This is a genomic window from Streptomyces sp. S465 (genome assembly GCF_026898115.1).
Taxonomy (GTDB): domain Bacteria; phylum Actinomycetota; class Actinomycetes; order Streptomycetales; family Streptomycetaceae; genus Streptomyces; species Streptomyces luomodiensis.
This window is the reverse complement of record NZ_CP114036.1, coordinates 4,299,083-4,325,425: the sequence shown is the minus strand read 5'-3', so window position 1 is coordinate 4,325,425 and position 26,343 is coordinate 4,299,083. Positions and strand designations below refer to the sequence as shown.

Genomic DNA, 26,343 nt, shown 5'->3' with positions numbered 1-26,343 from the left:
ACACCTTCGACCATGGCTGTGACGCCGGACATGACAACGAGCGCGGCATCGGACACGACATCGAGCGCGACGTCGAGCGCGATGCCGGTGGAGGTCCTCGCCGACCGACCCGCGGTGCTCCGCCTCGACGGGCCCCCGCCCGCCGACCCGGCCGCCTGGGCCGCCGCCCACCGCGCCCCACTGCGCGCCGCCGTCGCCGAACACGGCGCGGTGCTGGTGCGCGGCCTCGGCCTCGCCGACGCCCGGACGGTGGGCCGGGTGGCCCAGGAACTCCTGGACGAGGTGATGGCCGAACGGGAGGGCTTCGCCACCCGCCACCTCCGCGCCGACGGCGTCTACTCCTCCTCGGAGTGGCCGCCCGACCAGCCGATGTGCATGCACCACGAGCTGAGCTACCGCCGCGAAGTGCCCGCGACCCTGCTCTTCGCGTGCCTCACACCGCCGGCCTCCGGCGGGGTCACCGGCGTGGCCGACTCCCAGACGGTGCTGGAGGCGCTGGACCCGGCGCTGGTGGCCCGGTTCCAGCAGGTCGGCTGGCGGCTGGACCGGAACTACACCGACACCGTGGGGATCGGGCGCGCGGAGTCCTTCGGCGCCGAGGACCGCGAGGCCGTCGACGCCTACTGCCGCCGGTGGGGCATCGAGACCGAGTGGCGGCCGGGCGGCGATCTGCGCACCCGGCAGCGCTCGGCCGCGGTGCTGCGCCATCCGGTGAACGGCCGCCTCGGCTGGTTCAACCAGATCGCCTTCCTCAACGAGTGGACCCTCGACCCGGTGATCCGCGAGTACCTGACCTTCGAATTCGGCCCGGACGGACTGCCGTTCAACAGCGCTTACGGAGACGGCGGCACCATCGACGAGGCCACGGTGCTCGCCATCAACGCGGTGTACGAGAAGCACACGCTCCGGGAGCCCTGGCAGGCCGGGGACCTGATGGTGGTGGACAACCTGCGGATGGCGCACAGCCGCGAGCCCTACGAGGGGGAGCGTGAGGTCGTCGTCGTCCTCGGCGACCCGGTGCGGGTGCCGGACACGGCCTGACCGACCCCCGACGTCGCCCCCGACGTCGCCCCGATCCCACGGATGAATGGAGTGCCCTACATGTCCCGGCAATCCGGCGTGCCGCCCTTCGCCGTCATCTCCGGCGCGCAGGTGGACCACGTGCTCTCGGGCAACGAGAAGCAGGTCCTGAAACTGGTGGAGGAGGTCTACCGGCTGCACGGCGCCCAGCAGACCGTCAACCCGCCGTCGTACTTCCTGCGCTTCCCCGACCGCCCCAGCTCGCGGATCATCGCACTGCCCGCGTCGGTCGGCGGTGAGCGGGCCACCGACGGCCTGAAGTGGATCTCCAGCTTCCCGGACAACGTGGCCGCGGGCATCCCGCGCGCCTCGGCCGTGCTGATCCTCAACGACCACGACACCGGCTACCCGTTCGCCTGCCTGGAGTCGTCCATCATCTCCGCCTCGCGCACCGCGGCCTCGGCGGCGCTCGCCGCCGACAAGCTCAGCCGGGGGGAGCGGCCGCGCCGGGTCGGCTTCATCGGCACCGGACTGATCGCCCGCTACATCCACACCTATCTGGTGGCGAGCGGCTGGGACTTCGACGAGGTCGGCATCTTCGACCTGTCCGCGCAGCACGCCCAGGGCTTCGCCGGCTACCTCGGTTCGCGCGCGGACGCCGCCCCGGCCGTGGTGCACGCCGGCGCCCGCGAGCTGATCGAGGCCAGCGACCTGGTGATCCTCGCCACCGTCGCGGGCACCCCGCATATCCACGACCCGGCCTGGTTCGCCCACAACCCGCTGGTGCTCAACGTCTCGCTGCGCGATCTGGCCCCCGAGATCCTGCTGGCCGCCACCAACGTGGTGGACGACGTGGAGCACTGCCTGAAGGCGGACACCTCCCCGCACCTGGCCGAACAGCTCACCGGCAACCGGGACTTCATCGCCGGGACGCTCTACGACGTGCTGGAGGGCCGGGTCGAGCTGCCCGCCGACCGCCCGCTGGTGTTCTCCCCGTTCGGCCTGGGCGTACTCGACATCGCGCTCGGCCGCTACATCCACGATCAGCTGCGCGCCGAAGGGGCGTTGTCGGTGGTGGACGGTTTCTTCCACGAGCTCAGCCGCTACGGACGATCGGGCTCGTAACCGGCCGGGCGGCTGCGCCCCAGACGAATAACGGTGATGACGTGCCCGTAATCTCAGCCCCGCACGAGATCAACATGGAAGACCTCTATGTGGATCTCGGCGCGGTGGTCGACGTTCCTCTGTATCTCAAATGCGAGAGCTTCAACTTCGCGGGATCCGTGAAGCTGAAGGCGGCTCGTGAGATGGTGCTCGCCGCCGAACGCGACGGGCTGCTGGCCCCGGGGTCGGTCCTGGTGGAGTCCTCCTCCGGCAACCTCGGAATCGCGCTGAGCATGATCGCCGCCAGCCGCGGTTACGGCTTCCTGTGCGTCACGGACTCGCGCTGCAACCCGGCCAGCCGCCGCCAGATGCAGGCCCTCGGCGCCCAGGTGCTCACCATCAGCCGCCCGGACAAGACCCGGGGCCTGCTCGGCGCCCGCCTGGACTACGTACAGCGGCTGTGCGCCTACGACCCGCGGTATGTCTGGCTCAACCAGTACGACAACCGCCACAACTGGCTGGCCCACTACCGCACCACCGCCCCGGCCATCGCCGAGCAGTTCCCCGGACTGGACGTGGTGTTCATCGGCGCCGGCACGACCGGCACCCTGATGGGCTGCGCCCGCTGGTTCCGGGAGCACGAGCCTTCGGTGACCGTGGTGGCCGTGGACTCGGTCGGGTCGGTCACCTTCGGCGGACCGCCGGCGCGCCGGCTGATCCCGGGCCTCGGGGCCGGGGTCCGGCCGGCGCTGCTGGACCCCGGACTGGTCGACGAGGTGGTGATGGTGGAGGAGCCGGAGACCATCGCGACCTGCCGGGCCATGGCGCGGCGCGGTTTCCTCTTCGGCGGTTCGACGGGCACCGTGGTCAGCGGCGCCCGGCGCTGGCTGGCCGGGCGGCCGGGCGGCGGTCCGCTCGTCTCGGTGGCCATCGCACCCGACCAGGGTGACCGCTATCTCGACTCGGTGTACGACCCGGAGTGGGTGGCCGAGCACTACGAGGAGCCCGCTGGTGCGCAGCTCCCGGCCCCCCGCACCGATCCCTCCTCCCAACTGGTCGGTGCCGGTTGACCGGCCCCGTGCGCGGCGGCGGAACGGTGGCCGGGGGCGAGGCCACCGCGGACCGCCGGCCGGTCGTACTGATCGCCGAGGAGCTGTCGCCCACCGCCGTGGCCGCCCTCGGACCGGAGGTGGAGATCCGCGAGCGCTCCGGCGCCGGGCGGGAGGCCCTGCTGAGGGAGCTGGCCGAGGCCGACGCGGTGCTCGTCCGCGACACCACGCGGATCGACGCCGAGGCCCTGGCCGCCGCGCCCCGGCTGAAGGTGATCGCCACGGCCGGGGCGGGGGTGGGCGCGGTGGACGTACCCGCCGCCACCGCCGCCGGGGTCATGGTGGTCAACGCGCCCACCGCGCACGCCGTGAGCGCCGCCGAGCTCGCCGTCGGGCTGCTGCTGGCCGTGGCACGCGGCATCCCGCGGGCCGACGCGTTGCCCACGGGCGGGCGCCGGCCGCGCTCCCGGCCGCCGGGGATGGAGCTGGCGGACAAGGTGCTGGGGCTGGTCGGCCTGGGACCGGTCGGGTGGGAGGTGGCCCGGCGGATGCGCGCGTTCGCCATGGAGGTGATCGCCTACGACCCATCGGCGGGCACCGGCCACCTCGCGGCGGAGGGCGTCCGGCTGGTCACGCTGGACGAACTCCTGGCCCGTGCCGATCTGATCTCCGTGCACCTGCCCGAAACGCCCGAGCACCGCGGGCTGCTGGGGTTCGAGGCGCTGCACCGGATCGGACCGGGGGCGCGCCTGGTCGACGTCACCGGCGGCGGCGCCGTGGACCAGCTGGAGCTGTACGCGGCGCTGAAGGAGGGCCGGGTCGCGGCGGCGGGGATCGTCGCCCGCGCCGAGTCCCCGCTGGCCGAACTGGACACCGTGGTGGTCACCCCGCAGCCGGCGGCGCACACGCCGGAGGCCGAGGAGCGGGCCGGGGTGTCGGCGGCACGGTCCGTACGGCGTGTGCTCGGCGGTGAGGTGGTGCCGGAGGCGGTCAACGTGGGGGCCGGGACGGTCCCTCGCGCGCCGGCGCCCTGGCTGGCGCTGACGGAACGGCTGGCCGCCCTGGTCACCGCCGCCACCGGAGGGCCGCCGCCCCGGCTGGAGATCGTGGCGACGGGCGGACCCACCGAACCCGAGGCGGCCGCGCCGGAGCCCACGACACGGGAGCCCGCGGCGCTGGAACCGGCCGCGCTGGAACTCGCGGCCCTGAAGGGCGCGCTGACCGGTGCGGGCCTCACCCGCGTCTCGTACGTGAACGCGCCCGCGCTGGCCGAGGAGCGCGGCATGACGGCCACCGCCACCACCGCCGCCCCCGAAGCCGGGGGCGACCGCTCGGTGACGGTCCGCGCGACCCTCCCCGGCGGCGACGGCGTCTCGGTGACCGGTGCCCTGCCGGCGCCCGACGGCACCGTCAGGCTGGTGGAGATCTGCGGCCGGCCGCTGGACTTCCCGCTCGCCGGGGAGACGCTCTTCCTCCGCTGTCGGGACGCGGCGGGCGTGCTCGGCGGGCTCGGTGCCGCGCTCGGCCGGGGCGGGGTGCACATCACCGCGATGCGGGTGGCCCGCACCGCGCCGGGCGGCGACGCGGTGGTCGTGCTGGGCGTGGACCGGCCGGTGCGCCCCGACCTGCTGACCGAGGCCGCCGGCGCGGTCGAGGCGACGCACTGGTGGACGCTGAGTGGCCGCGGATAAAAGGCCGTGGAAGAACGGTTGTACAGATTCCGTATCGCGTATTCCGCATCCGGCGGACGCTGTGGAATTCGGGCCGCCGATGGCCTTTCGTCCGGGGCGGCTCCGATATCGCGCGGAGGTGGCAGCAAGAGGACAGAGAGAGTGCCGATGATGGCTGAGCGTAGTGTGGCCGGTGCGCAGGGTGGCCGAGGGGCAGGGGGTCGGGGAACAGTTTCCGGTCGGGCGGGGAAGTTCCTGACAAGGCGGACGCCGGACGGGGCGGCGGGAGGCGGCATTCCGGATAAGCGGGTATCTTTGCCAACTCTTTACGCTCTTGGGCGCGTTGACGGTGATGCGCCGCCCAAACTAACCTCGGCCGCGAGCCGCTTGTTAATGTGTTTAGCGCTCCGCAGCTTTTCCGCTTCACGGAGTTCTGCTCGGATGTTCAGGCGATTCCCTCCTGGTTCGGCCCTGTACGTCGGTAATAAATTTAAGGGTCAACCAATGCTGGGGCAGTCTCTCGGCATCCCGTGGATCACGCTGTGCGTTCCGTTCGGGGGGTAGGCATGACAGGTCCATCGAAGGCTTCCGATTCCGTCAGACCGGCCGACGTCAGATCGGCCGACAGCGTGGAAGCGGCACTGCTCAAGGCCCGCGAGCTGATCGTGTCCACGGTGAATCTGCACCGCCGCACCGCCCGGAACTCCGTCATCACACTGGACCGCGACGAGGCCGCCGTCGCCAATGCCGTGGACGTCCTGATCGGTCAGGCCAAACACAGCGTCAGCGTGGCCCTGCCGGACGGGGGAGAGCGCGCGAAGGTGGTCGGCGCGGCCATGGAGCGGCTTGCCGTGGGCGGCCGTAAGCGCATACCGGCCCGTCTCCTGTGCACGCCCGAGTCCTTACGCGAGTCCGCCGTGCGCGCCGCCGTCGAGCGCGGTGAGGCGCAGGTGCAGGTGCGGGTGGCGGAGGCGCTCGCGGACACCCTGATCGTGGACGGCAGGATCGCCATGGTCCGCTCCCGCGTGGAGAGCCGCGGCGAGGAGGTCGTCTCCGTCATCGAGGACCCGGCCCTGGTCCGGACGCTGGACCTGCTGTTCGCGGGCGCGTGGGGGAGCGCCGTACCGCTGGCCGAGCATGAGTGGATCGACAAGTGGTTGCGGACCGAGTCGGTCCGGCGCATCCTCGAGAGGCTCTGTCAGGGGTACACCGACGACGTGGCGGCCCGGGAGGTCGAGGTGTCACTGCGCACCTACCGACGCCATGTCGCCGAGATCATGCGCGGCCTGGGGGCCAGTTCCCGGTTCCAAGCCGGGGTGCGCGCGGTCGAGCTGGGCTTACTGCCGGCGGGCGACTGATCCGCCGCCGGTCCGCAGGACGGTCTGACCGAACAACGGGACAGTCCGACTGAACAACACGTCCGGTGGCCGATTCCGCCGGACGAACTCACACGGGGGTGAGTGGTGTGTCATCCGTCATGTCCGAACGGACGTCCGGTACCGGCCAGTGCGACGTCAGCCTGGCACCGGTCCGCGTCGGCGACGAATTCGAGCAGGAACTCCTGGAAGTGAGCGCCCTTCTGGCGTCCACCGTGGTGCGCCGACGGGACCGGCTGCACCGGGACGCGCGGGTCTGTGTCATCGACGTTCCGCATATCGCCGTGGAAGCGGCGGCACGGCTGGTGACGGACGCGGTGACGCGCGTTGATGTGGTGCTCGCGGCCGAGCACGGCTACTCCCGGGCCGTGTACCAGGCCCTGACCGAGCGGTTGTCGGCCGACGGCGGCGACCGCCTCGCGGTGCGGCTGCTGTGCACCCCGAGCACCCTGGACTGGCGGTTCGTCACGGCGTACGCCGCCGAGCCCCGGGTCGAGACCCGGGTGGCCCGGATACCGGCGCTCGCCGCCGTCATCGCCGACGACGAACAGGCCCTGGTCTGCGCCGACTCGGCGGCCGGCCGCCGCGCCTCGGCCACCGGCTCGGTCGGGGTGATCCGGCCGCTGCGCGCGCTCTTCGACGGCGTGTGGCGGAACGCGGTGGTGGTGGCCGACCGTATCGATTTCGGGGACCGGACCCGTACGGAAATCGCCCAGCAGATTCTGGAGCGGCTGCGCGCCGGGGTCACCGACGAGGTCGCCGCACGGGAACTCGCCATCTCCGTGCGGACCTATCGAAGATATGTGGCCGAGATAATGTCCCTGCTGGGCGCCACCTCGCGATTCCAGGCCGGTGTGCGCGCCGCTGAACTGGGCCTTCTGCTGGCCCGGTCACCCAGTCCGCGACGATGAGGGAATTGCGCGCGGCACCGGGCTATCCAGGTCGATGGCAGCTTCATGAAGAGGCGTTGCGGGATACCGAGGGCCGCCGCTAGACAGGAACAGGGGAATTCGGGGGCTGTCCGGTCCGTATGGTGAATCACGGATTCCTCTCAACGGGGAGGCACAACAGTCATGACCGTCGGCATCGACAGCAGATGGTTCCGCAGGTACGGAACCGGGGGGACACCACACAGGCGGCTGGTCTGCCTGCCCCACGCGGGGGGTTCCGCGAGCTTCTTCCACGGCTGGGGGACCGCCCTGGCCGGACCGGGGACCGCCGACGGGGTGGAGGTGCTGGCCACCCGCTACCCCGGCCGCCAGGAGCGGCTGGAGGAACCGGCCCTGGACAGCGTCGAGGCCCTGGCCGACGAGATCACCGCGGCCCTGCTGCCGTTCGCCGACACGCCCCTCACCCTCTTCGGCCACAGCATGGGGGCCTCGGTCGGCTACGAGGTGGCGCTGCGGCTGGAGACCCGGCACGGCATCCGGCCCGACGCGCTCTTCGTGTCGAGCCGCAAGGCACCCCACGCGCTCACCCCCAAGGACACCTATCTCCGTGGTGACCAGGCCCTGCTGGACGAGGTCCGGGGGCTGGGCGGCACCGACACCGCGCTGCTGGACGATGTGGACCTGCGCGAACTCGTCCTGCCCGCGATCCGCGCCGACTTCAAGGCCGTGGGCACCTACGGCCCCCGCGCCGCCACTCCGGTGAGCTGCCCCGTCCGCGCCCACGTGGGCGACCGCGACCCCGGGATCACCGTGGCCGACATGCGGGCCTGGGCCGCCGTGGCCCCGGCCGGCTTCGACCTCACGGTGCTGCCCGGCGACCACTTCTACCTGGTCCAGCAGCAGGACGTCCTGGTCCGCACGCTGGCCGCACACCTCGGCTGAGGAACTGACTGCCATGGCCACCGCGACGGTAACCACGCCCCTCCGGCCGGAAAGCGGAGTCGGCGTACTCGACAAGGCATCGATGCTGCTGGGGGTGTTGGAGGCGGGCCCGGCCACCTTGGCCACCCTCGTCTCCGTCACCGGTCTCAAGCGCCCCACCGTGCACCGGCTCGCCCTCGCCCTCGAGCGGCTGCGGCTGGTGGCCCGGGACCCCGACGGGCGGTTCGCGCTCGGCCCGCGCCTCGGCGACATGGCCGTCGAAGCCCGCCATGACCGGCTGCTGCTCGCCGCCGAGACGGTGCTCCCCGAGCTGCGCGACCGCACCGGCGCCAGCGCCCGGCTCTACCGGCGCCGGGGGCAGCTGCGGGTCTGCGTGGCCTCCGCCGAGACGCCCGCCGGGGGCGACAGCGTGCCCGTGGGCAGCGCCTTCCCCATGAAGTCCGGGGCGGTCGCCCAGGCGCTGCTCGCCTGGGACGAGCCCGAGCTGCTCTGCGAGGGCCTGCGCGGGGCCCGGTTCAGCGCGTCGGTGCTCTCCGGGGTCCGCCGCCGCGGCTGGGCCCAGAGCTTCGGCGGCTGGGAGCCCGCCATGGCCACCGTCGCGGCTCCGGTCCGTGGCCCCGGTGGGCAGGTGATCGCCGCCGTGTCGCTGTCCGGGCCGGTCAGCCGGGTGACCCGGCACCCCGGGCGGCAGTACGGGGCCAAGACGATCGACGCGGCCGTCCGGCTCGCCGAACTCTCGGGCGGCTGACGGCCCGCCCCGCACCACCAAAAGCGCCCCGCCGGGCAGGGATCGCCCGGCGGGGCGTGTGGGATGACGGTCCGCGGTCCGCGGGATGGCGTGGCCGGCGGACCGTTCGGCGGCCACCGTGTGACGGCCGCCGAACGGATGCCGCTGCCATGCGACCGCTCAGCCGCAGCCACCCGCGTGGCCGCCGTCCAGGCTCGCCGCCATCACCGAGGTCTCGGCGCGCAGGGCGTCCAAGGTGTCGCTGTGCACGGCGTTGATGAAGGTGCCCACCAGACTCGCCCAGCGGGCGCTGGCGTCGCTCATCAGCGAGTGGCCCGCCAGGGACCCGGCGTATTCCGCGCGGTGCGGCTCCAGGGCCAGTTCGCTGATCACCTCGGCGAACACGGCCGGATCGGTCAGATCACGGCCCTCCAGACTGACCATCCGGCTCAGGCCCCCCTGCTCCAGCCAGGTCGTGTAGTCACGTTCCATTCTGGCCAGAATCTCCGTCGTATTCGTTTCCAATGCTTCCTCCCCGGTTTTCATGCGGACGCACGCCTGCGGCCGCGGAACCAGCATGGAATACCGCCCGTCATCGCCCTTGTTCAACGGGTGGGGGACGCCGCAGACGGTAATGCTGGTCGTATTGTGCGGTCGGGAGCGGGCGACGTGGCATCGAAATAGAATTCTTGACAGTGCGCCGGGTCAGACCCGGGGGAAGCGGGACTGGAGGCCCCACACCACGGGGTTGTCGCCGAGCCCCTCGTGCATATCGACGAGATCGGCGATCAGATCGTGCAGGAAGTCGCGTGCCTCCCGGCGCAGCGCCGCGTGCTGGAACGTCAGCGGAGCCTCCTCCAGCGGCACCCAGTCGGCGGTGATGTCCACCCAGCCGAAGCGGCGCTCGAAGAGCATCCGGTCCGTCGACTCGGTGAAGTCCAGATCCGCGTGGATCGCGGTGGCGGAACGGCTGCCGCGCGGGTCCCGGTCCAGCCGCTCCACGATGTCGCACAGCGCCCAGGCGAAGTCGAGCACCGGCACCCATCCCCAGGCTGTGGACAGCTCGCGGTCCGTGTCCGTATCGGCGATGTAGACGTCCCCGCAGAACAGGTCGTGCCGCAGGGCGCGCACATCAGCGGTCCGGTAGTCCGTCTGCGGGGGGTCCGGGAAGCGGCGCGAGAGGGAGTAGCCCAGGTCGATCACAGGGCCGATGGTGTCATGCGGCGCGGGGCCGCCGGCCGGAGGGCGGCCCCGCCCTCGCGCCCGCCGGTCCCGCGCACACGACGCGTGCCGTTCAGTGTCCCCGCGCGATCCACTCGTCCAGGTGCGGGGCCTCGTCCCCGATCGTCGTGGAGTCGCCGTGGCCGGTGCGGACCACCGTCTCGGGGGGCAGCGTCAGCAGCCGCTCCCGGATCGACTCGATGATCGTGGGGAAGGACGAGTACGAGCGCCCGGTCGCGCCCGGTCCGCCCTGGAAGAGGGTGTCCCCGGAGAAGACCGTGGTCAGCGCCGGGGCGTGCAGGCAGACCGCGCCGGGGGAGTGGCCGGGGGTGTGCACCACCCGCAGCTGGGCGCCGGCGACGGTGAGCACGTCGCCGTCGGCCAGCGGCTTGTCCGGGGCGCGGTCGGGGTGGCGCATCCGCCACAGCACCTCGTCCCGCGGGTGCAGCAGGATCGGCGCGCCGGTGCGGTCGGCGAGCGCCGGGGCCGCGTCGATGTGGTCGTCATGGCCGTGGGTGCAGATGATGCCGAGCAGCCGGCGGCCGCCGACCGCGTCCGCGATGGCGTCGGCGTCATGCGCGGCGTCGATCACGTACACCTCGTGGTCGTCGCCGATCAGCCAGACGTTGTTGTCGACCTCCCAGGTGCCGCCGTCCAGCGAGAAGGTGCCGGAGGTGACGAGGTGGTCGACGCGTACGGGCGGAGGGGTCATCAGAGGTTCACCACCGAACGGAGCACCTCACCGCGGTGCATCTTGGCGAACGCCTCCTCGATGTCCTCGAGTCCGATCGTCTCGCTGACGAACGCGTCCAGGCCGAGGCGGCCCTGCTGGTAGAGGTCGATCAGCATGGGGAAGTCGCGGGACGGCAGACAGTCCCCGTACCAGGAGGACTTGAGCGCCCCGCCGCGCCCGAAGACGTCCAGCAGCGGCAGCTCCAGCTTCATCTCGGGGGTGGGGACGCCGACCAGGACGACCGTGCCGGCCAGGTCACGGGCGTAGAACGCCTGCCGGTAGGTCTCGGGGCGGCCCACCGCCTCGATGACGACATCGGCGCCGTTGCCGTCGGTCAGCCCCTGGACGGCCTCGACGACGTCGGCGCTCTTGGCGTTGATGGTGTGGGTGGCGCCCAGCGAACGGGCCCAGTCCAGCTTCCGCTCGTCCAGATCCACCGCGATGATCTTCGCGGCGCCGGCCAGCCGCGCCCCGGCGACCGAGGCGGCGCCGACCCCGCCGCAGCCGATGACGGCGACCGAGTCGCCGCGCTGGACGTTGCCGGTGTTGATCGCCGCGCCGATCCCGGCCATCACCCCGCAGCCGAGCAGCCCGGCCGCGGCGGGCGAGGCCGAGGGGTCGACCTTGGTGCACTGACCGGCGGCCACCAGCGTCTTCTCGGCGAACGCGCCGATGCCCAGCGCGGGGGTCAGCGCGGTGCCGTCGGTCAGCGTCATGGGCTGGCCGGCGTTGTGGGTGTTGAAGCAGTACCAGGGGCGGCCGCGACGGCAGGCCCGGCACTCATGGCACACCGCCCGCCAGTTGAGGATCACGAAATCGCCCGGGGCCACCTCCGTGACGCCGTCGCCCACGGACTCCACGACGCCCGCCGCCTCGTGGCCGAGCAGGAAGGGGAACTCGTCGTTGATCCCGCCCTCCCGGTAGTGCAGATCGGTGTGGCAGACGCCACACGCCTGGACCTTCACCACCGCCTCGCCGGGGCCGGGGTCCGGCACCACGATCGTCTCGATCCTGACCTTCTCGCCCTTGCCGGGGGCCACCACGCCGCGTACCTGTTGAGTCATGGCAGCAGCGTAAGCGCTGATCAGCGGCTACGACAGGGATGACCGGGCATGGCGGGAATGGGCCGCACCGGTTCCCCGGTGCGGCCCATGACCGCTTCTGATCGAAGGCTTACGGTCCTACTTCACGTTGATCGCGGTCCAGGCGGCGGCGACCGCCTTGTACTCGGTGGAGCCGGAGCCGTAGAGGTCGGCCGCGGCGCTGAGGGTGCCGGTGCGGGCGCCCGCGTACTTGGTGGTCGAGGTCCAGTACGTGGTCAGGGCCCGGTACCAGATCTTGATGGCCTTGTCCCGGCCGATCCCGGTGACGGTCGAGCCGTCGTAGGTCGGGCTGTTGTAGCTCACGCCGTTGATGGTCTTCGCGCCGCTGCCCTCGGACAGCAGGTAGAAGAAGTGGTTGGCGGGCCCGGAGGAGTAGTGGACGTCGATGCTGCCGAGCGACGAGGACCAGTAGTCCCGGGACGCCCCGTCCTTGCTGGGCTTGTCCTGGTAGCGCAGCGGGGTGCCGTCGCCATTGATGTTGATCTTCTCGCCGATGAGGTAGTCACCGACGTCCGAGGAGTTGCCCGCGTAGAACTCCACCGCGGAGGCGAAGATGTCGGAGGTGGCCTCGTTGAGACCGCCGGACTCACCGCTGTAGTTGAGGTTGGCGGTGGCGGCGGTCACGCCGTGGCTCATCTCGTGGGCGGCCACGTCGAGCGAGGTCAGCGGGTTGGCGTTGCCCGAGCCGTCGCCGTAGGTCATGCAGAAGCAGGAGTCCTGCCAGAACGCGTTGACGTAGTTGTTGCCGTAGTGGACGCGGGAGTACGAGCCCACGCCGTTGTTCTTGATGCCGTTGCGGCCCAGGAACTCCTTGTAGAAGTCCCAGGTCTCGGCCGCGCCGTAGTGCGCGTCGACGCCGGCGGTCTGCCGGCCGCCGCCCCATACGTCGTCCGCGTCGGTGAACAGGGTGCCGGTGCCCGAGCTGCCCTGGTTCAGGTCATAGGTCTTGTGGTTGCCGCGCGCACCGTCGGTGAGGCTGTAGGTGGAGCCGCTCTTGGTGGTGCCCAGGGTCACCGTGCCGCTGTACTTGCTGGTGCCCGTGCCGTTCTTGACGGCTTCCCACTGGGAGAGCTGCTCGCCCGTGCTCGCGTCGGTGACGACGTGCAACTCGCTCGGGGTGCCGTCGGCCTGCGTCCCGGTGACGACGGTCTCCCAGGCCAGGAGGGGCGTGCCGGTGGCCGCCCAGACCACCTTCCGCGGCGACTTGGCCTTCTCGCCGGTGGTCGCCTTCGGCGCGGCCTTCAGCGCGGTGCCGGAGGCGGCCGAGGGGGTCACGGCGGCGTCGGTGCTCTTGACCGCTATGCGCGCGCTGGTGGCCTTGTCCACGGACTGGGTGCCGTTGGTCTTCTGGTGGACGACCAGGTCGCCGCCGAGGACGGGCAGCCCCGCGTAGGTGCGCTCATAGCGGGTGTGAACGGTTCCGTCCGCGTCCTTGATGACGTCGCGGACGAGGAGCTTCTCCTTGGCCCCGAGCCCGAGGGACTCGGCCTGCGCGGAGGCGTCGGCCTGGGCCGCCTCGATCGCGGTGGTGCGCTCGGCGGGGGTCAGCGAAAGCGCCGTGGCGCCCGCCTCGCGGGAGCGCTCCGGCTGGGCGCTGGCCTGGCCGGTCTGCACACCGATGACGACCATGGCGGCGGAGGCGATGAACGCGGCCGCGCGGACGGTCTTCTTGCGGGGGGAGGAAGCGATGGGTCTCACTCGGTCTCCTTGCCTTGGGGCCGCCGGGTCGCGGCCCTGGGTAGGGGGTGCGGACGGCCATGGGTGGGCCGCCCGGTCGAGCAGGAGTGGTGCGAGTGGTGCGCGTGGTGCGGTGGTGCGCGTCGTGGTGCCTGAGCCCTTACCGCGGAGTCAGCTGACGCGCAGCGAGCCGAGCAGAGATTGGCATCCCACCGATCGATTCGGATAGGTGCGTAACAAGAATTTGACTCGCCGTTGTTCAAGTAGGGGCGAATTCGGTCAGCGAGGCATGAGGCAACAACAGGTAGTTGATGCCGACTTATCCCTCTAGGTCATGCCCGCGCCACCGCGGCGGCCCTCCGGCCACCCGGGGTCGAACCGCGCTGATCGCGCAGGTGGGGAGCGTGGCGGGCCGCGCGGCGGCCGCGCAGGGCGAGGCGGGCGCGGTTTTGCCGTGTACGCGACGAGAAGTCGATCTATGCGGTGCCTGTGCGCCGCCGCGTCCCTCCGGCGGGCCGGACGGGGCCGTTTCGGCGGACCGCGCCCCTGGGCCGCCCGGTCAGAATTCCACCACCGCGCGGTAGCGGGCGCGGCCGTGGCGGACGTGGTCGAGCGCGTCGTCCAGGCGCGCGGCGGGGAAGGCCTCGACGGTGGGGCGGATGTCGTGCCGGGCCGCGAAGTCCAGCATCTGCCGGGTCTCCTTCGGTGTTCCCACGAGACCGCCGACGAGCCGCTTCTCGCCCAGCAGAAGGCTCAACGGGTTGATGGTGAGCGCTCCGTGGGGGACGCCGACCACGCACAGCGTTCCGTGGGGGCGCAGCGCCGCGAGATACGCGTCCCACGGCAGATCGGCCGAGACGGTGGAGAGGATGAAGTCGAACGAGCCCGAGCCCCGCTGGAGTCCGCCGTCCGCGTGGGGGCCGCCGTCCCCCTGGAGGAGGTCATCCGCGACGACGAACTCATGGGCGCCGAACCGGCGGGCGTCGTCCTCCTTCGCGGCCGTCGTGGAGATGGCCGTCACATGGCAGCCCCACTTGGCGAGGAACTGGAGCGCCAGATGGCCCAGTCCGCCCACCCCCACCACGGCGACCCGGTCCGTGGGCCGGACCCCGTACCGTACGACCGCCGAGAACACCGTGATCCCGGCGCACAGGAGCGGTGCCGCGTGCTCGGAGGCGAGGGCGTCGGGCAGGGGGTGGACATACCGCCAGTCGCCCGCGCGCACGCGGGTGGCGAACGCGCCCCCGACGCCACGCAGGACCAGGTCGTCCTTCTCCGCGCACAGGTGCTGCCGGCCGCTGAGGCACCACGCGCAGGCGAAACACGCCCCGGCCGTCGCCCCCACCCCCACCCGCTGACCGACCGCCAGCCGGGTGCCGTCCACAGCGCTGCCCACGGCCTCGATGACGCCGACCGCCTCGTGCCCCGCGACCACCGGGAACCGGGAGATGCCATACGCGTCGTCGACCGCGCCGACGTCGGTCTGGCAGACGCCGCAGTGCGTCACGGCGACGTCGACCTCCAGGGGGCCCAGGGGTTCCGGCTCGTACTCGTACCGCCGAACGGGGCCGCCGGCCCGCTCCACCGCGTAAGCGCGCACCGTCATGCGCCGCCACCTCGTTTCTAACTAACTAGTTGGTTTCGGAAATGCCGAGCCTACGCACCACCGTCCGGCGATAGCAACTAACCAGTTGGTAACCTGACTCCCGTGTCCCCCCGGAAAAGCGATGCCACCCGCCGCCGCCTCCTCGACGCGGCCACCACCGACTTCGCCGCCCATGGCATCGCCGGTGCCCGGGTCGACCGCATCGCGGCCGCCGCGGGCGTCAACAAGGCCCAGCTGTACGCCTACTTCGGAGACAAACTCGGCCTCTTCCGCGCCGTCTTCCGCCTGCACGCCGACGCCGTGGTCGACGCCGTGCCGTTCACGGCCGACGACCTCCCCCGGTACGCCGTGCGGCTGTACGACGCCGCCGTCGCACGACCGGAACTGGTCCGCCTGGCCACCTGGGCCAAGATGGAGGGCGTCGCCACCGACGACTCGGTGACCGAGTCATCGGTGGGCGCCGCCAAACTGAGCGCGATCGCCGAAGCCCAGCGCACCGGCCGCGTCATCGCCGCGATCGCACCGCCGGACGTCCTCGCCCTGGTCACCGCCATGGCCCTGACCTGGTCCCCGTCCGGCCTCCACGCCACCGCCCGCCCGGACGACCCCACCGCGGACCACGACCGCCGCAAGCAGGCCCTCGCCACAGCGGTGTCCGCCGCCTTCCACCCGGCCGCCACCCACCCCCCGCAGGAGTGACAACGGGCCCAACCGCCCGAGGCGGCTCACCCCGGCGCTTCGTTCCGGGGGCATGAAGCCGGGGCGTGCCGATGGCCGCGCCGGTTCCGGTCAGCACGGTGGCGTCCATCGCGCGGGCGATCCCGAAGTCGATCACGCGCGGGCCGTCCGCGGCCGGCAACACGTTCGACGGCTTGAGATCACGGTGGAGCAGGCCCTTGGCGTGGATGGCCTGCAACGCCTCGACCAGCCCGGCTGCCGGCGGCCACACCGAGTCCTCCGAGAACGCCCCGGCCTTGGCCGGAACACCGCCGCGGGCACGGCGCCCTCTACGGCCGCCGTTGAATGACAAGCTCATTCGGGATGAGACGACGGGAGAAAACGCCTCTTACCTGTTCCGCTTGCTTGGAGTGCACTCCAAGGCCATAGCGTTGAGGGCATGCCTGTATTACTGGGGTCTCGCCGGCGTCCCGGAAGGCTGCCTGACTTCTATACGGGCTCCCGGCTCAACACGAAATCAGCGGGAGCCGGACGATCGATATCCCAGGAGCATCTCTGATGCAACAACGCAAACTAGGGCAAGGCCTCGAAGTCTCGGCTCTCGGGCTCGGCTGCATGGGCATGAGTTTCTTCTACGGTCAGCCACAAGACACAGCCGAGATGACGAAGCTGCTGCGGGCGGCCGTTGACCATGGCGTGACTTTCTTCGACACTGCCGAAGTCTACGGCCCGTTCACCAATGAGGACCTGGTCGGTCAGGCGCTGGCACCGGTCCGCGACCAGGTGGTGATCGCCACCAAGTTTGGAATCAAGCACGGCGAGCACGGGCCGACCCCGATGTCCGGGGTCGACAGCAGGCCCGAGCAGATCCGCCAAGTGACCGAGGCCTCGCTCAAGCGTCTTCGAACCGAATGCATCGACCTGCTCTACCAACACCGCGTCGACCCCAACGTGCCCATTGAAGACGTGGCCGGCACGGTCAAGGAGCTGATCGCCGAAGGCAAGGTAAAGCACTTCGGCTTGTCCGAGGCCGGTGCCGCGACGATTCGTCGCGCCCACGCCGTGCAGCCAGTAACGGCACTGCAAAGCGAGTACTCGCTCTGGATGCGCGAGCACGAAACCGAAATCATTCCGACCTTGGAGGAACTGGGCATCGGTCTGGTGCCCTACAGCCCGCTCGGCAAAGGATTTCTGACCGGCAAGATTGATTCCAGCACGTCGCTGGCCGACAACGACCTCCGCCGCCTGCTTCCGCGCTTCAGCGCTGAAGCACGGCAAGCCAACCAGGTGCTGGTCGACCTGCTACAGCAGATTGCCGACGACAAAGGAGCCACGCCGGCCCAGATCGCTCTCGCCTGGGTGCTGGCGCAGAAGCCGTGGTTCGTGCCGATCCCCGGCACCACCAAGCTGCACCGCCTGGAAGAGAACCTGGGCGCACTCGACGTCGAGCTGACAACCGGCGACCTGCATCGGATCGAAGAGGCCGCGGCCAACATCCGGATCCAGGGCGAACGTGTCCCTGAGCAGTTGCAGTCACGGTTCGGCCGCTGAAAGCCTGTTCTGACTCCTGAAACCGCAGTCACCGCACGAACGGCAGCGTCCTCTTCCTGCAACGAAAGACCTCCCAGCGGTGAATTGGGGGGTCTCTTCGTGCCGACCAGGTCAGCCGGAGCGCGACGCTAGACGTTGACGCCGAAGTCCATACCGTACATGCGCGGGCTCCGTAGCACCCCTGCTAGTCCTTGCCAAACTGGCAGGTCAGAGCCTACATGCTCCACCCGCTGCTCAGTTCCTTACAGACTTCGGCACTCGTTGGCCGGTCGGCCGGATCGGGGCTGAGCATGGCTTCGATGAGCTTGCCGAGCACTCCGGCCACGTTCACCGGGCGGTGCGGTCCGTCCACGATGGCTTGCCGCTGATCCTTGCGGCTGGCGTCGTCCGGGTACGCGACGTGGCGCAGTCCGGTCGCGCTGATGAAGAGTGAGGCGCCAAGGGCGTAGACGTCCGCTGTCATGGTCGGGGTGGCCGTGCCGGTCTCCAGCACGCTCCGGGAGATCTCCGGGCTCTCGTAGTGGACGAGACAGCCCCGATAGTTGAAGTCATACGCGATGGGGATGTCTCCGCCATGGGCCAGCGCGAGATCAATGAGCGCTGTTCCCTCATCGCTGATGATCAGGTGTGCGGGTTGGACGTCCCCGTGTGCCCACCCCGTGGCGTGCAATGCGGCTACGGCTTCCGCGCACGACAGTGCTTCGCCTAGGTCGGGCTCTGATGAGGCCCCTTCGGCGCGGTGTGGCTGCCACAGGTCGTACAGGCTGGCGCCCTGGTGCCAGGGCTGGATGTTCCAGGTTCCGTGTTCCCATTCGCCGTAGCTGACGTTGCCCCTGTTGAGCTGCTGCAAGATCGCGCCCTCGCGGGCGGGGGCCAGGGCCGTCCATTCCTGAGCCTCCCATTCGCTTGTTGCTTTGATTGGGTAGCCGAGCTTCACGGCATACCGGCCCTGCTGCGTCTCGACCTCCCAAACAGTTGACCCGCGCCGGTCGAGTACGAGCCGCCTTCCTGAAGCCACCAGCGTCTCTAAGACGTGGGTGGGGATCTCGTACGACGCTGCTTCGGCCACGAATTCTGATCCTCTCCAGAGGAGCGAACCGCCCCTCAGCATGTGCCGAGGGGCGGCCCTGTCTCACATCACCGGCCGGAGATTACTCCGCCTGTCCGTACGGTCGTCCGCAGTCGGAATCGCACTGCGCGGCGTTCTCGCCGTTCACGGTCCACAGGTCATCGAAGACCATGAAGCCCGCTGCCTTCATGGCGTGCGCGCCGGCTGTGATGGCTTCCAGGGTGCGCCCGCACCACCGGGGGCCGGGTTGTGGTGCAGGAAGCGCCCGGCGTGCTGGTCGCAGAACTCCCCGTACGCCTTGGTGTGCAGGATGAAGGCGTGCAGACCCATGTCCACGTCGTCCGACGGGACCATGGGCACGGTGGCGGTGGCCACGGTCGCGAGGAACGCGACCGCCTGGTCGGCGATGCGCTCGGCCCGCTCCGGGGTCTGCGCGTTGTGGGTGGCCACGAAGTGGGCGAGGCTGCCGAATAACTCTTCGCTGACCAGTGAGCGGCCGGTCCGCTGGTCGTTCACTACTGCTGTCATTGGTGTAATCCCTCCCTGGTTGGAGTGGTGCACGGCACTTGCTGACCCGCCCCGACCGCCAGCCCTTCCTGTTGCGAACGATCGGGGCGGGGGTTCACCCACCCACCAGGCGGGAATCAACACCGTCCGGCGGGTGGAGTCATGGGATGCGTCAGGGCTACTCGCCGCCGGAATCGGGATGCGCCCGTGCCTCATTGGGGAACTGGACGTTCCTGGAGTCAGTCATCCACTCCTGTCCGCCCCTCTGGGGGCGGAGGAACGCGACGAGTGGGCCCGGCATCTGGTGATCGAAGATGAGTTCATCGACGTCACAGACGGCTTGAAGAACGCCCAGGCGCCCCGTGGCGGTGTCGTAAGCCTCCTCGCCCGGCTGGGGCCCCTTGTACGGGCTCGGCTCTTTCATCCGATCCACCCCCATCGAGGTCCGAACGGAGGCATCGTGTGACCGTCCGGATGGTGCCGGATCTTCAGTTCGCAATCAGCGGCAAGCCGGTAGTCACCGGCTTCCATGGCCTTGGCCTTCTCCTGCTTCAGCCGGGTGCACGTGGCACATGAGGTCATCGGGTCAGCCCTCCGCGCCCAAGGTGCTTGTCAATCCTCTGATGCAGGGCGTCCGCACGCTCGTCCAACTCCTGCTGAGTCGGGGACTTGGGCGCGTCTTGCTGTGCCTCCTGCGGTTGGGCCGGAGGCTCGATCGCGCTCACCGCGAGACCCCCAAGGCTTGCTGCCGCTCGTGCCGGATGACGTACAACGGCACGGGGTCGGTGTCCCAAGCGATCGGGAAGCGTTCTCCGGCCGCGATGCGCGGGAGCTGAAGCGTGGGCGTGTCTGCGTTACAGACAGGCACGCAGGCCGGGGCGGGTACGGGCACGGCACCGGCACCCGGTGCGGACCTTGAGGTATCGACTGTCCGATGGCGACCGGTGGCGGGGAATAACCTCCGCGGCCACGGCCTCATGGATCGGGCGATACGCTCTCTCATGTTGACGCTCCTTCGCAGCGTTGGCCATTCCCCCGGACCGGTCGCACGGTTGCGGGGGTCCTTCTCGCTCTAGGCAACCGCTCCACTACGCATCGCGGTACCGTGGCAAGAGCGGCAGTTTTTAAGAGCTTTAAGCGCCTGCTTTACTGGGGAGTTGAGCGTGTCGTGAGTGAGCGGGAGCGGAACGAGGGTCTGGAACGGCTGTTTCGAGAGACCGGGTGGACACTGCGGCAGCTCGTCCAGGAGGTCAACCGCATTGGCACCGAACGCGGAACGCCACAGAAGTACCGGGAGCCGTCCGCCCATCAGTGGCTTAAGGGGCACATGCCGAAAGAGGCTGCCCGACCGCTGATCTTGGAGGCGTTCGCCCGGAAGCTGGGCCGACCGATCACGCACACTGAGGCAGGGTTCCCCCTGCCTGCCGACGAGTCGAACGCACGCCTGAGTACCGTTGAGGCGTTGATCGACTTGGGGAGGCAGGACATGGACCCTTCGCGCCGCAGTGTCCTTGGCGTGAGCCTCTTCTCTGTCGCGTTGACTGTGCCCAATTGGCCGGACGTTGTAGGCCGGATGGAAGCCATTCAGACAGGGAAAGTGCAGCGCATCGGGATGCCTGACGTCCATACGGTCGTGGCCATGACCGAACGGATCTCAGAGCTTGATGATCAGTTCGGTGGCCGACACGCACGCCCCATGGCCGCTGCATTCCTAGTCAATACGGTTACTCCATACCTCCGCGCCGATGCTACGGAAGCGGTCCGTAAAGAGATGATGTCGGCAGCGTCAGATCTGTGTTACCTCACCGGATACATGGCTGTGGATGAGGGGGTTCACGGATTGGCGCAGCAGTACTATTTGAAGGCTTTGGAATTGGCCGGGTCCTCAGAGGATCACCTAACCTATTGCACCACGCTGCGGGGAATGAGCGTTCAAGCTGTTGACCTAGGCCACGGCCGGGAAGCCATGAAGCTAGCGAATTCCGCTGCTGCTGCATCCCCCAACGCGGGACCGAGGATGCGCGCATTCCTCGCGGGTCAACAGGCGCACGCCGCTGCGCAACTTGGCGAACGCAAGAATTCCCTTAGTTACCTTAAAGAGGCCGAGGTTGCCATGGAAAAGGCTGAATCTCGGTCGAAAACGTTCGGTTCGTATAATCCCTCATCGCTTACGTACCATATTGGTCAGGTGCGATACGAACTGGGCGACGTTCGCGGCTCCATTGTGGCACTGGAGGAATCCGATAAGCTGCGCCACCACTCATTCCGTCGAAACCGGGTGCGCTACCTATCCATGCTCGCCGAGCGCCAACTAGAGATTGGCCACCTCGAAGCCGCATGCGCCACTTGGGAAAAGGTCGTGGATATCTACCCCCAAGTGCAATCAGGTCAGTGTGACCGAAGTATCGCAAATATGCATTCTCGTATTCGACCTTACCTTAAGAACCATGCGGCACGGGAGCTTTACGAACGCGCACGAGTAGTCACGCCTGCGTCTCTCATCGCATAAGAGCGTGGTTGCTTGTTCTGGGCATCTAGCTAAGCTGTTTATTAGAGAAGATCGCGGAACGGGTTGATGGAGAACAAGTCCATCCAGGTGACCGCCGACACCTACGGGCATCTGGTCCCGGAGTCCTGGGAGCGCGGCCGGAAGGCCATGGAAGCGGCCATGCGGCCACAGATGACGGTCATCAAGGGAGGCGCCCCGAGCGGTCGGGAAGAGGTCGCACAGGCCGCCTAGCCGCTCCCTGACCCACACATGCCGAAGACCCCCCAAGGGAAAGTTGGGGGGTCTTCGTGCTGACCAGGTTGGACCGTGCTGGCTCTGTGCTGACTCAGTACTGCCTAAACCCGGGTTTTCGCAGGTCAGTAGGGCAACTCTAGACGTTGACGCCGAAGTCCTGGGCGATGCCGACCAGGCCGGAGGCGTAGCCCTGGCCGACGGCGCGGAACTTCCACTCGGCGCCGTTGCGGTACAGCTCGCCGAAGACCATGGCGGTCTCGGTGGCGGCGTCCTCGCTCAGGTCGTAGCGGGCGATCTCGGTACCGCCGGCCTGGTTGACGATGCGGATGAACGCGTTCCGCACCTGACCGAAGTTCTGGCTGCGGGACTCGGCGTCGTAGATCGAGACCGGGAAGACGATCTTCTCCACGTCGGCCGGCAGACCGGCCAGGTTGACGTTGATCTGCTCGTCGTCGCCCTCGCCCTGGCCGGTGAGGTTGTCACCGGTGTGGACGATGGTCTGGTCCGGCGTGGACTTGTTGTTGAAGAACACGAAGTGCTGGTCGGAGTAGACCTTGCCGTTGGCGTTCACGGCGATGGCGCTCGCGTCGAGGTCGAAGTCGGTGCCCGTGGTGGTGCGGACGTCCCAGCCGAGGCCGACCGTGACGGCGGTCAGGCCCGGTGCCTCCTTGGTGAGCGAGACGTTGCCGCCCTTGGACAGGCTTACAGCCATGGGGAGTCCCTTTCGTGGTCTCGATGGTCCGAGGCGACGGGCGAAGCCGTCGTCACCCTCCACAACGCCACGAACACACCGACAGGTTCCAGCTCCCTTTACTTTCTTTGCCAAACCCTGATGGCCTGGTGCGACGAGATGACCGGACCGGATAAGAAGATGACGCCATCGGGGTCGGCGCGCGACCATGGTGGCATGTCCGCGCCCTATGTCATCCGAGGTTCGGTCTGCTTGCCCGAGGCCGAGTTGATGTGGCGTTTCTCGCGCTCCTCCGGGCCCGGTGGACAGCACGTCAACACCAGCGACAGCCAGGTCGAGCTGCGCTTCGACCTCGCCCGCACCGAGGCGCTGCCGCCCGTGTGGAAGGAGCGCGCGCTGGAGCGGCTGGCGGGCCGCCTGGTGGACGGGGTGGTGACCGTACGGGCCGCCGAGCACCGTTCGCAGTGGCGCAACCGGGAGACGGCCGCCGTAAGGCTCGCATCACTGCTCGCGGAGGCGACCGCGCCACCGCCCAAGCCGCGCCGCCCCACCCGGATTCCCCGGGGCATCAACGAGCGGCGGCTGCGTGAGAAGAAGCAGCGCGGTGAGACCAAGCGGGGACGTTCGGGGCGCGGGTGGGTCTAGGCCCTGGTACGGCGGTGCGGCGGCCGACCGCGCTCACACCAGCGCGGACACCGTGCCCCGGATGCCGAGCAGTGACTTGCCGTAGATTTCGGCGGCGACCTCGGGGTTGAGGACGGCGTGCCGGCTTGCGGTCTCGATGTCGCGCCAGATGCGCTGGAGCGGGTTGGCTTCGCCGAAGCTCGAGGCGCCTTGGGCCGAGCACACGGTGCGGACCGCCTCGCGTGCGTGGACCGCGGCCCTGCCCGCGTCCATGCGCATCCGCGCCCGGGTGTCGTAGGCGGGGTACTCCCCGGTTCGCGCCGCCTGGTCGATGTCGTCGGCGGCGCGGTAGGCGTGCAGCTGGGCGGAGTCGGCGTGCGAGGCCGCGTGCGCGGCGGCGAGCTGGATCGTGGGTGCCTCGGCCTGGACGGTGTAGTGCGTCAGGGTCAGCCCCCTCTGCGGGGCCTTGGTGATCAGGAGATCGACGGCGGCGGCGGCCAGCCCGAGCTGGGGCCCGGTCAGCACCAGCGCGGTGGTGGGCACGAAGGGTGAGCGGTAGAGGGCCTCGTCGGTGAAGGGTGTGGCGTAGCGGCCATCGATGGCGTCGGGTACGGAGTGGAAGCGGTGAGCGGGCACGAAAAGGTCCTCGCCGACGAGGGTGTGCGAGGCGGTCCCGCGCATTCCCGCCACGTACCAGGTGTCCTCGATCGTCAGCTCCGACATCGGCGCGAGCACGATGCCGACGGCGTCCGCCGTGCCCTCGGCGTCGGGCCGGGTGACCCCCAGGACGGCCCAGTCGGCGTGGGTGCACCCGGAGGCCGGCGCCCAGCGCCCGCTCACCCGGTATCCGCCCTCGACCACGCGCGCGGTACCCGAGGGGGTCACGACACCGGCCACCCGGGCGCCGGGGCTGTGGGCCCAGACGTCGTCCTGGGCCTGCGCGGGGAAGAGCCCGACGAACCAGGCGTTGGCGTTGAGCAGGGAGGTCAGCCAGGCGGTGGAGCCGCAGGCGCGTCCGATCTCGCGGCTGACCTCCAGCAGGGTGCGGAAGTCGGTCTGAAGGCCGCCGTAGCGGGCGGGCCGCATCAGAGAGAGCAGGTCGGCCTGGGCCAGGGCGTCGATATTCCCGGCGGGCACCGCCCGTTCGCGGTCGGTCGCATCGGCGTTGGCGGCGATCAGTGGTCGCAGGGCGGCGGCGCGTTCGACGAGGTCGGCCCGCAGGGTGCGCGCGGCGTCGGTGGTGCGGGGTAGGTCGGTGATGGTGCTCATCGTCGTCACTTCCGTGTCGGGTCAGGGATGGGACAGCGGGTCAGCCGGCCATGGCGAGGCCGGAGTGGGTGCCGTAGGTCCGGCGGGCGTAGACCAGCGGGGCCGCGGCGGTCGACTCGGCTTCCTGAAGGCTGATGATGAGCAGGACGTGGTCGCCGCCGTCCACGTGGCGTCCGACGCGCCCCGCGGTCCAGCCGGCGGACTCGGGCAGGTAGGGCAGTCCGGCGCGGACGGTCCAGGTGAGGCCGTCGAACTTCGAGCCCGGCCCCTGGTGCCGGCGGGCGAATGCCGACGCCAGTTCCTGCTGGTGGGCGCCGAGGATGTGCACCCCCACCCGGGCCCCCGGCCGCAGGTGGGGCAGCAGCCCCGAGGAGCGGTCCAGCGCGAAGCTCGCGAGCGGGGGGTGGAGTGAGAGCGAGGCGAAGCTCGACACGGTGCTGCCGTGCGGCCGTCCGTCCGCGGACATCGCCGTCACCACGGTGACCGGGGCACACACCCCGCTCATCAGCTCGACGAAGGTTTCCTGGTCGATCATTGCCTGCCTCCCGGTGTGCTGGAATCGGTGTGCCGTAACGCGTGGTCCCGTCCTCGCCGCGTCCGGCAGCACCGAGTCAACTCCGCTTGTCAGGCGGCCGCTTGGTCTGCCGGCGGAGAATGCCGCTCTTCCGTTGGTCTGCGGGCTTACCGGCCTGCCGTGTCGGTCCGGTCCGCGCCCCCACACCGGGCTCACCGCTGGATGTCGCGGGGCAGGAGGACCGCGTCGCCCAGTTCCTCGGCGAGTGCCAGGGCGGTGTGGAGGGCGAAGCGGCGGTCGTCGAGGTCGCGTCCCAGCACCTCCTGGGCCCGCTTCACGCGGTAGGTCACGGTGCCCCTCGCCACGTGCAGGCGTCGGGCGACATCCATGAGGCTGCGCTCGGCGCCGAGGTAGGAGTACAGCGTGGTCCGCAGTGCCGCCATCGCCTCGCCGCGCTCAGCGAGGGCGCCGAGCTCTCGTCGTACGAAGTCACCGGCCGCCTCGAGATCGGTGGCCAGGAGCGCGATGGCGGCGACGTCGGCGTAGGCGGTGGCGTGCCGCGCATCCCGCCCCGCCTCGCGCCGCAGCCGCTCGACCCGCTCCGCGCGCCGGGCCTCGCGGTGCGAGCGGGCAAAGCCCGCGACGCCGACGCCCGGGGTGCCGAAGGCCGCCTGGACCTGCCGCCGGGACAGCATCTCCGCGATGGTCTCCCACGAACCGGCCTGGTGTGTGCCGTCCGGAGATCGCGTGCGGTCCGCGGATACGGTGCCCCATGCCCACAGCCGCCCCGCGGCCACGGGCACGGCCAGCGTCGCCGTGGCCCCCCGGACCCGGAGCACCTCCACAGCCGCCGCCTGAAGCGCGGAGCCGTCGTCCGGCGAATCCGACCACACCACCACCGCCTCATGCGTGCGCCGCAGGTCGTAGCCGAGGGCACGGGACGCCTCGTCGGCGTCCGCCGACGCGGCATCGCTCAGCAGGGAACGCACGAGGTCGGCCCGTGCCGCGGCCGCGCTGGTGCGCCATGCCTCATACTCTGCGAGGTAGGCGCGGATCATGGCGTCAGAGAGGTCGTCGACGTAGCTGAACAGCTCGCGGGAGACCGACGTGACCTCGTCGACCGCCACGTCCGGATCGACCAGCTCGGCGCAGGCCCGCAAGAACGCCTCGGTGGTTGCCGCGTGCCCGACCCGGACCCCCTGCAACACGCGTTCCAGTGGGATGGCCCGGTGGACGAACTCGCGGATGCCCTCCAGCGTCGCCTCACCGACGGGCGGGGCGGCGGCGCTGTCCAGCAAAGTGGACAGCGCCCGCAAGGTGGTCGCTTCATTGCCACGACGGAGCAGCTCGACCGCGGCCGGGCTCCCGCCGAGATGCGGCACCTCGGCGACGATCTGTCGCACGACCAGGTTATTCAGCTCGATCGCCCAGCGCACGGGGCCTGGACCGAGGCGCGCGACAGCGTCCTCGATCACCGTGCGCGGGCATGCCGCTCGGTCGAGATCGACCTCGCCCCGCGGGGCCAGTCGTGCGAGCCAGGCCCGCCGCAGCCGTTTCCGGCCGGTCTCGGTCACACCGT

General features: G+C 70.1%; 24 protein-coding genes and 2 pseudogenes. 13 read left to right on the top strand and 13 right to left on the bottom strand.

All coding sequences use genetic code 11. The annotated features are described in order from the left end of the window. Positions 1-12: 12 nt before the first annotated feature. From N6H00_RS18215 to N6H00_RS18180, 8 genes are all read left to right on the top strand, one after another. Positions 13-1,041: a TauD/TfdA family dioxygenase gene (locus N6H00_RS18215; protein WP_268972818.1), complete on the top strand. Its 1,029-nt coding sequence runs from the start codon at positions 13-15 to the stop codon at positions 1,039-1,041. A gap of 60 nt (positions 1,042-1,101) precedes the next feature. Continuing rightward, positions 1,102-2,145 carry a 2,3-diaminopropionate biosynthesis protein SbnB gene (gene sbnB / locus N6H00_RS18210; RefSeq protein ID WP_268972816.1) on the top strand — a complete coding sequence of 348 codons (1,044 nt, stop codon included), beginning with the start codon at positions 1,102-1,104 and terminating at the stop codon, positions 2,143-2,145. 41 nt (positions 2,146-2,186) lie between these two features. Further along, on the top strand, positions 2,187-3,194 hold the full coding sequence (gene sbnA, locus N6H00_RS18205) for a 2,3-diaminopropionate biosynthesis protein SbnA (protein ID WP_268972814.1): 1,008 nt from the start codon (positions 2,187-2,189) through the stop codon (positions 3,192-3,194). Between the two features lie 8 nt (positions 3,195-3,202). Then, entirely contained in the window at positions 3,203-4,864 is a 1,662-nt protein-coding gene (locus tag N6H00_RS18200) for an NAD(P)-dependent oxidoreductase (protein WP_268972812.1), read from the top strand. Between the two features lie 608 nt (positions 4,865-5,472). Further along, a complete protein-coding gene (locus N6H00_RS18195) occupies positions 5,473-6,201 on the top strand; it encodes a helix-turn-helix transcriptional regulator (RefSeq protein ID WP_268972811.1) in 729 nt (242 codons plus the stop codon). A 119-nt stretch (positions 6,202-6,320) separates the two neighbouring features. Then, the gene (locus tag N6H00_RS18190; RefSeq protein ID WP_268972810.1) at positions 6,321-7,130 is read left to right on the top strand and encodes a helix-turn-helix transcriptional regulator; all 810 of its coding nucleotides are present in this window, start codon (positions 6,321-6,323) and stop codon (positions 7,128-7,130) included. Positions 7,131-7,292: 162 nt separating this feature from the next. After that, positions 7,293-8,051, top strand: a complete 759-nt coding sequence (locus N6H00_RS18185; RefSeq protein ID WP_268972809.1) for a thioesterase II family protein — start codon at positions 7,293-7,295, stop codon at positions 8,049-8,051. Positions 8,052-8,064: 13 nt separating this feature from the next. Beyond that, positions 8,065-8,799, top strand: coding sequence for an IclR family transcriptional regulator (locus N6H00_RS18180; protein ID WP_268972808.1), 735 nt, complete (start codon positions 8,065-8,067; stop codon positions 8,797-8,799). A gap of 159 nt (positions 8,800-8,958) precedes the next feature. On the opposite strand, the gene N6H00_RS18175 is transcribed toward N6H00_RS18180, so the two are convergent. The 6 genes from N6H00_RS18175 to N6H00_RS18150 form a co-directional block, all read right to left on the bottom strand. Continuing rightward, the gene (locus tag N6H00_RS18175; RefSeq protein ID WP_268972807.1) at positions 8,959-9,270 is read right to left on the bottom strand and encodes a hypothetical protein; all 312 of its coding nucleotides are present in this window, start codon (positions 9,268-9,270) and stop codon (positions 8,959-8,961) included. A gap of 213 nt (positions 9,271-9,483) precedes the next feature. Beyond that, the gene (locus tag N6H00_RS18170; RefSeq protein ID WP_268972806.1) at positions 9,484-9,981 is read right to left on the bottom strand and encodes a hypothetical protein; all 498 of its coding nucleotides are present in this window, start codon (positions 9,979-9,981) and stop codon (positions 9,484-9,486) included. 91 nt (positions 9,982-10,072) lie between these two features. Further along, positions 10,073-10,711 (bottom strand): MBL fold metallo-hydrolase, encoded by a 639-nt coding sequence (locus N6H00_RS18165; protein ID WP_268972805.1) that lies wholly within the window; start codon positions 10,709-10,711, stop codon positions 10,073-10,075. After that, the gene (locus tag N6H00_RS18160; RefSeq protein WP_268972804.1) at positions 10,711-11,796 is read right to left on the bottom strand and encodes an S-(hydroxymethyl)mycothiol dehydrogenase; all 1,086 of its coding nucleotides are present in this window, start codon (positions 11,794-11,796) and stop codon (positions 10,711-10,713) included. The genes N6H00_RS18165 and N6H00_RS18160 overlap by 1 nt, the downstream gene beginning before the upstream one ends. 117 nt (positions 11,797-11,913) lie before the next feature. Beyond that, the gene (locus N6H00_RS18155; RefSeq protein WP_268972803.1) at positions 11,914-13,533 is read right to left on the bottom strand and encodes a M4 family metallopeptidase; all 1,620 of its coding nucleotides are present in this window, start codon (positions 13,531-13,533) and stop codon (positions 11,914-11,916) included. Positions 13,534-14,071: 538 nt separating this feature from the next. Then, positions 14,072-15,118, bottom strand: coding sequence for an NAD(P)-dependent alcohol dehydrogenase (locus tag N6H00_RS18150; protein ID WP_268972802.1), 1,047 nt, complete (start codon positions 15,116-15,118; stop codon positions 14,072-14,074). Positions 15,119-15,220: 102 nt separating this feature from the next. On the opposite strand from N6H00_RS18150, the gene N6H00_RS18145 reads away from it, so the two are divergent. Continuing rightward, positions 15,221-15,817 carry a TetR family transcriptional regulator gene (locus N6H00_RS18145; protein WP_268972801.1) on the top strand — a complete coding sequence of 199 codons (597 nt, stop codon included), beginning with the start codon at positions 15,221-15,223 and terminating at the stop codon, positions 15,815-15,817. 106 nt (positions 15,818-15,923) lie between these two features. On the opposite strand, the pseudogene N6H00_RS18140 reads toward N6H00_RS18145, so the two are convergent. Continuing rightward, positions 15,924-16,154 (bottom strand): annotated as a pseudogene (locus N6H00_RS18140) (protein kinase domain-containing protein); the annotation flags it as partial. A gap of 200 nt (positions 16,155-16,354) precedes the next feature. Here N6H00_RS18140 and N6H00_RS18135 point away from each other — a divergent pair. Then, complete coding sequence (locus N6H00_RS18135) at positions 16,355-17,347, top strand: aldo/keto reductase (RefSeq protein ID WP_268972799.1); 993 nt, start codon at positions 16,355-16,357, stop codon at positions 17,345-17,347. A 214-nt stretch (positions 17,348-17,561) separates the two neighbouring features. Here N6H00_RS18135 and N6H00_RS18130 read toward each other — a convergent pair whose 3' ends face one another. Next, positions 17,562-18,416, bottom strand: coding sequence for a protein kinase domain-containing protein (locus tag N6H00_RS18130; RefSeq protein WP_268972798.1), 855 nt, complete (start codon positions 18,414-18,416; stop codon positions 17,562-17,564). A gap of 82 nt (positions 18,417-18,498) precedes the next feature. Then, positions 18,499-18,944: pseudogene (locus N6H00_RS18125) on the bottom strand (glycine-rich domain-containing protein). Between the two features lie 1,147 nt (positions 18,945-20,091). On the opposite strand from N6H00_RS18125, the gene N6H00_RS18120 reads away from it, so the two are divergent. Beyond that, on the top strand, positions 20,092-21,432 hold the full coding sequence (locus tag N6H00_RS18120) for a tetratricopeptide repeat protein (protein ID WP_268972797.1): 1,341 nt from the start codon (positions 20,092-20,094) through the stop codon (positions 21,430-21,432). Between the two features lie 66 nt (positions 21,433-21,498). Then, the gene (locus tag N6H00_RS18115) at positions 21,499-21,663 is read left to right on the top strand and encodes a hypothetical protein (RefSeq protein ID WP_268972796.1); all 165 of its coding nucleotides are present in this window, start codon (positions 21,499-21,501) and stop codon (positions 21,661-21,663) included. Positions 21,664-21,802: 139 nt separating this feature from the next. Here N6H00_RS18115 and N6H00_RS18110 read toward each other — a convergent pair whose 3' ends face one another. After that, entirely contained in the window at positions 21,803-22,378 is a 576-nt protein-coding gene (locus tag N6H00_RS18110) for a TerD family protein (protein ID WP_268972795.1), read from the bottom strand. A 195-nt stretch (positions 22,379-22,573) separates the two neighbouring features. On the opposite strand from N6H00_RS18110, the gene arfB reads away from it, so the two are divergent. Next, positions 22,574-23,002 carry an alternative ribosome rescue aminoacyl-tRNA hydrolase ArfB gene (gene arfB / locus N6H00_RS18105; protein ID WP_268972794.1) on the top strand — a complete coding sequence of 143 codons (429 nt, stop codon included), beginning with the start codon at positions 22,574-22,576 and terminating at the stop codon, positions 23,000-23,002. Between the two features lie 33 nt (positions 23,003-23,035). Here the strand turns inward: arfB and N6H00_RS18100 are convergent, their stop codons facing one another. The 3 genes from N6H00_RS18100 to N6H00_RS18090 all read right to left on the bottom strand — a co-directional run bounded on the left by N6H00_RS18100 (position 23,036) and on the right by N6H00_RS18090 (position 26,338). Further along, positions 23,036-24,250: an acyl-CoA dehydrogenase family protein gene (locus N6H00_RS18100; RefSeq protein ID WP_268972793.1), complete on the bottom strand. Its 1,215-nt coding sequence runs from the start codon at positions 24,248-24,250 to the stop codon at positions 23,036-23,038. Positions 24,251-24,290: 40 nt separating this feature from the next. Further along, positions 24,291-24,785 carry a flavin reductase family protein gene (locus tag N6H00_RS18095; RefSeq protein WP_268972792.1) on the bottom strand — a complete coding sequence of 165 codons (495 nt, stop codon included), beginning with the start codon at positions 24,783-24,785 and terminating at the stop codon, positions 24,291-24,293. A gap of 191 nt (positions 24,786-24,976) precedes the next feature. Beyond that, complete coding sequence (locus N6H00_RS18090) at positions 24,977-26,338, bottom strand: PucR family transcriptional regulator (protein ID WP_268972791.1); 1,362 nt, start codon at positions 26,336-26,338, stop codon at positions 24,977-24,979. Positions 26,339-26,343 lie beyond the last annotated feature (5 nt).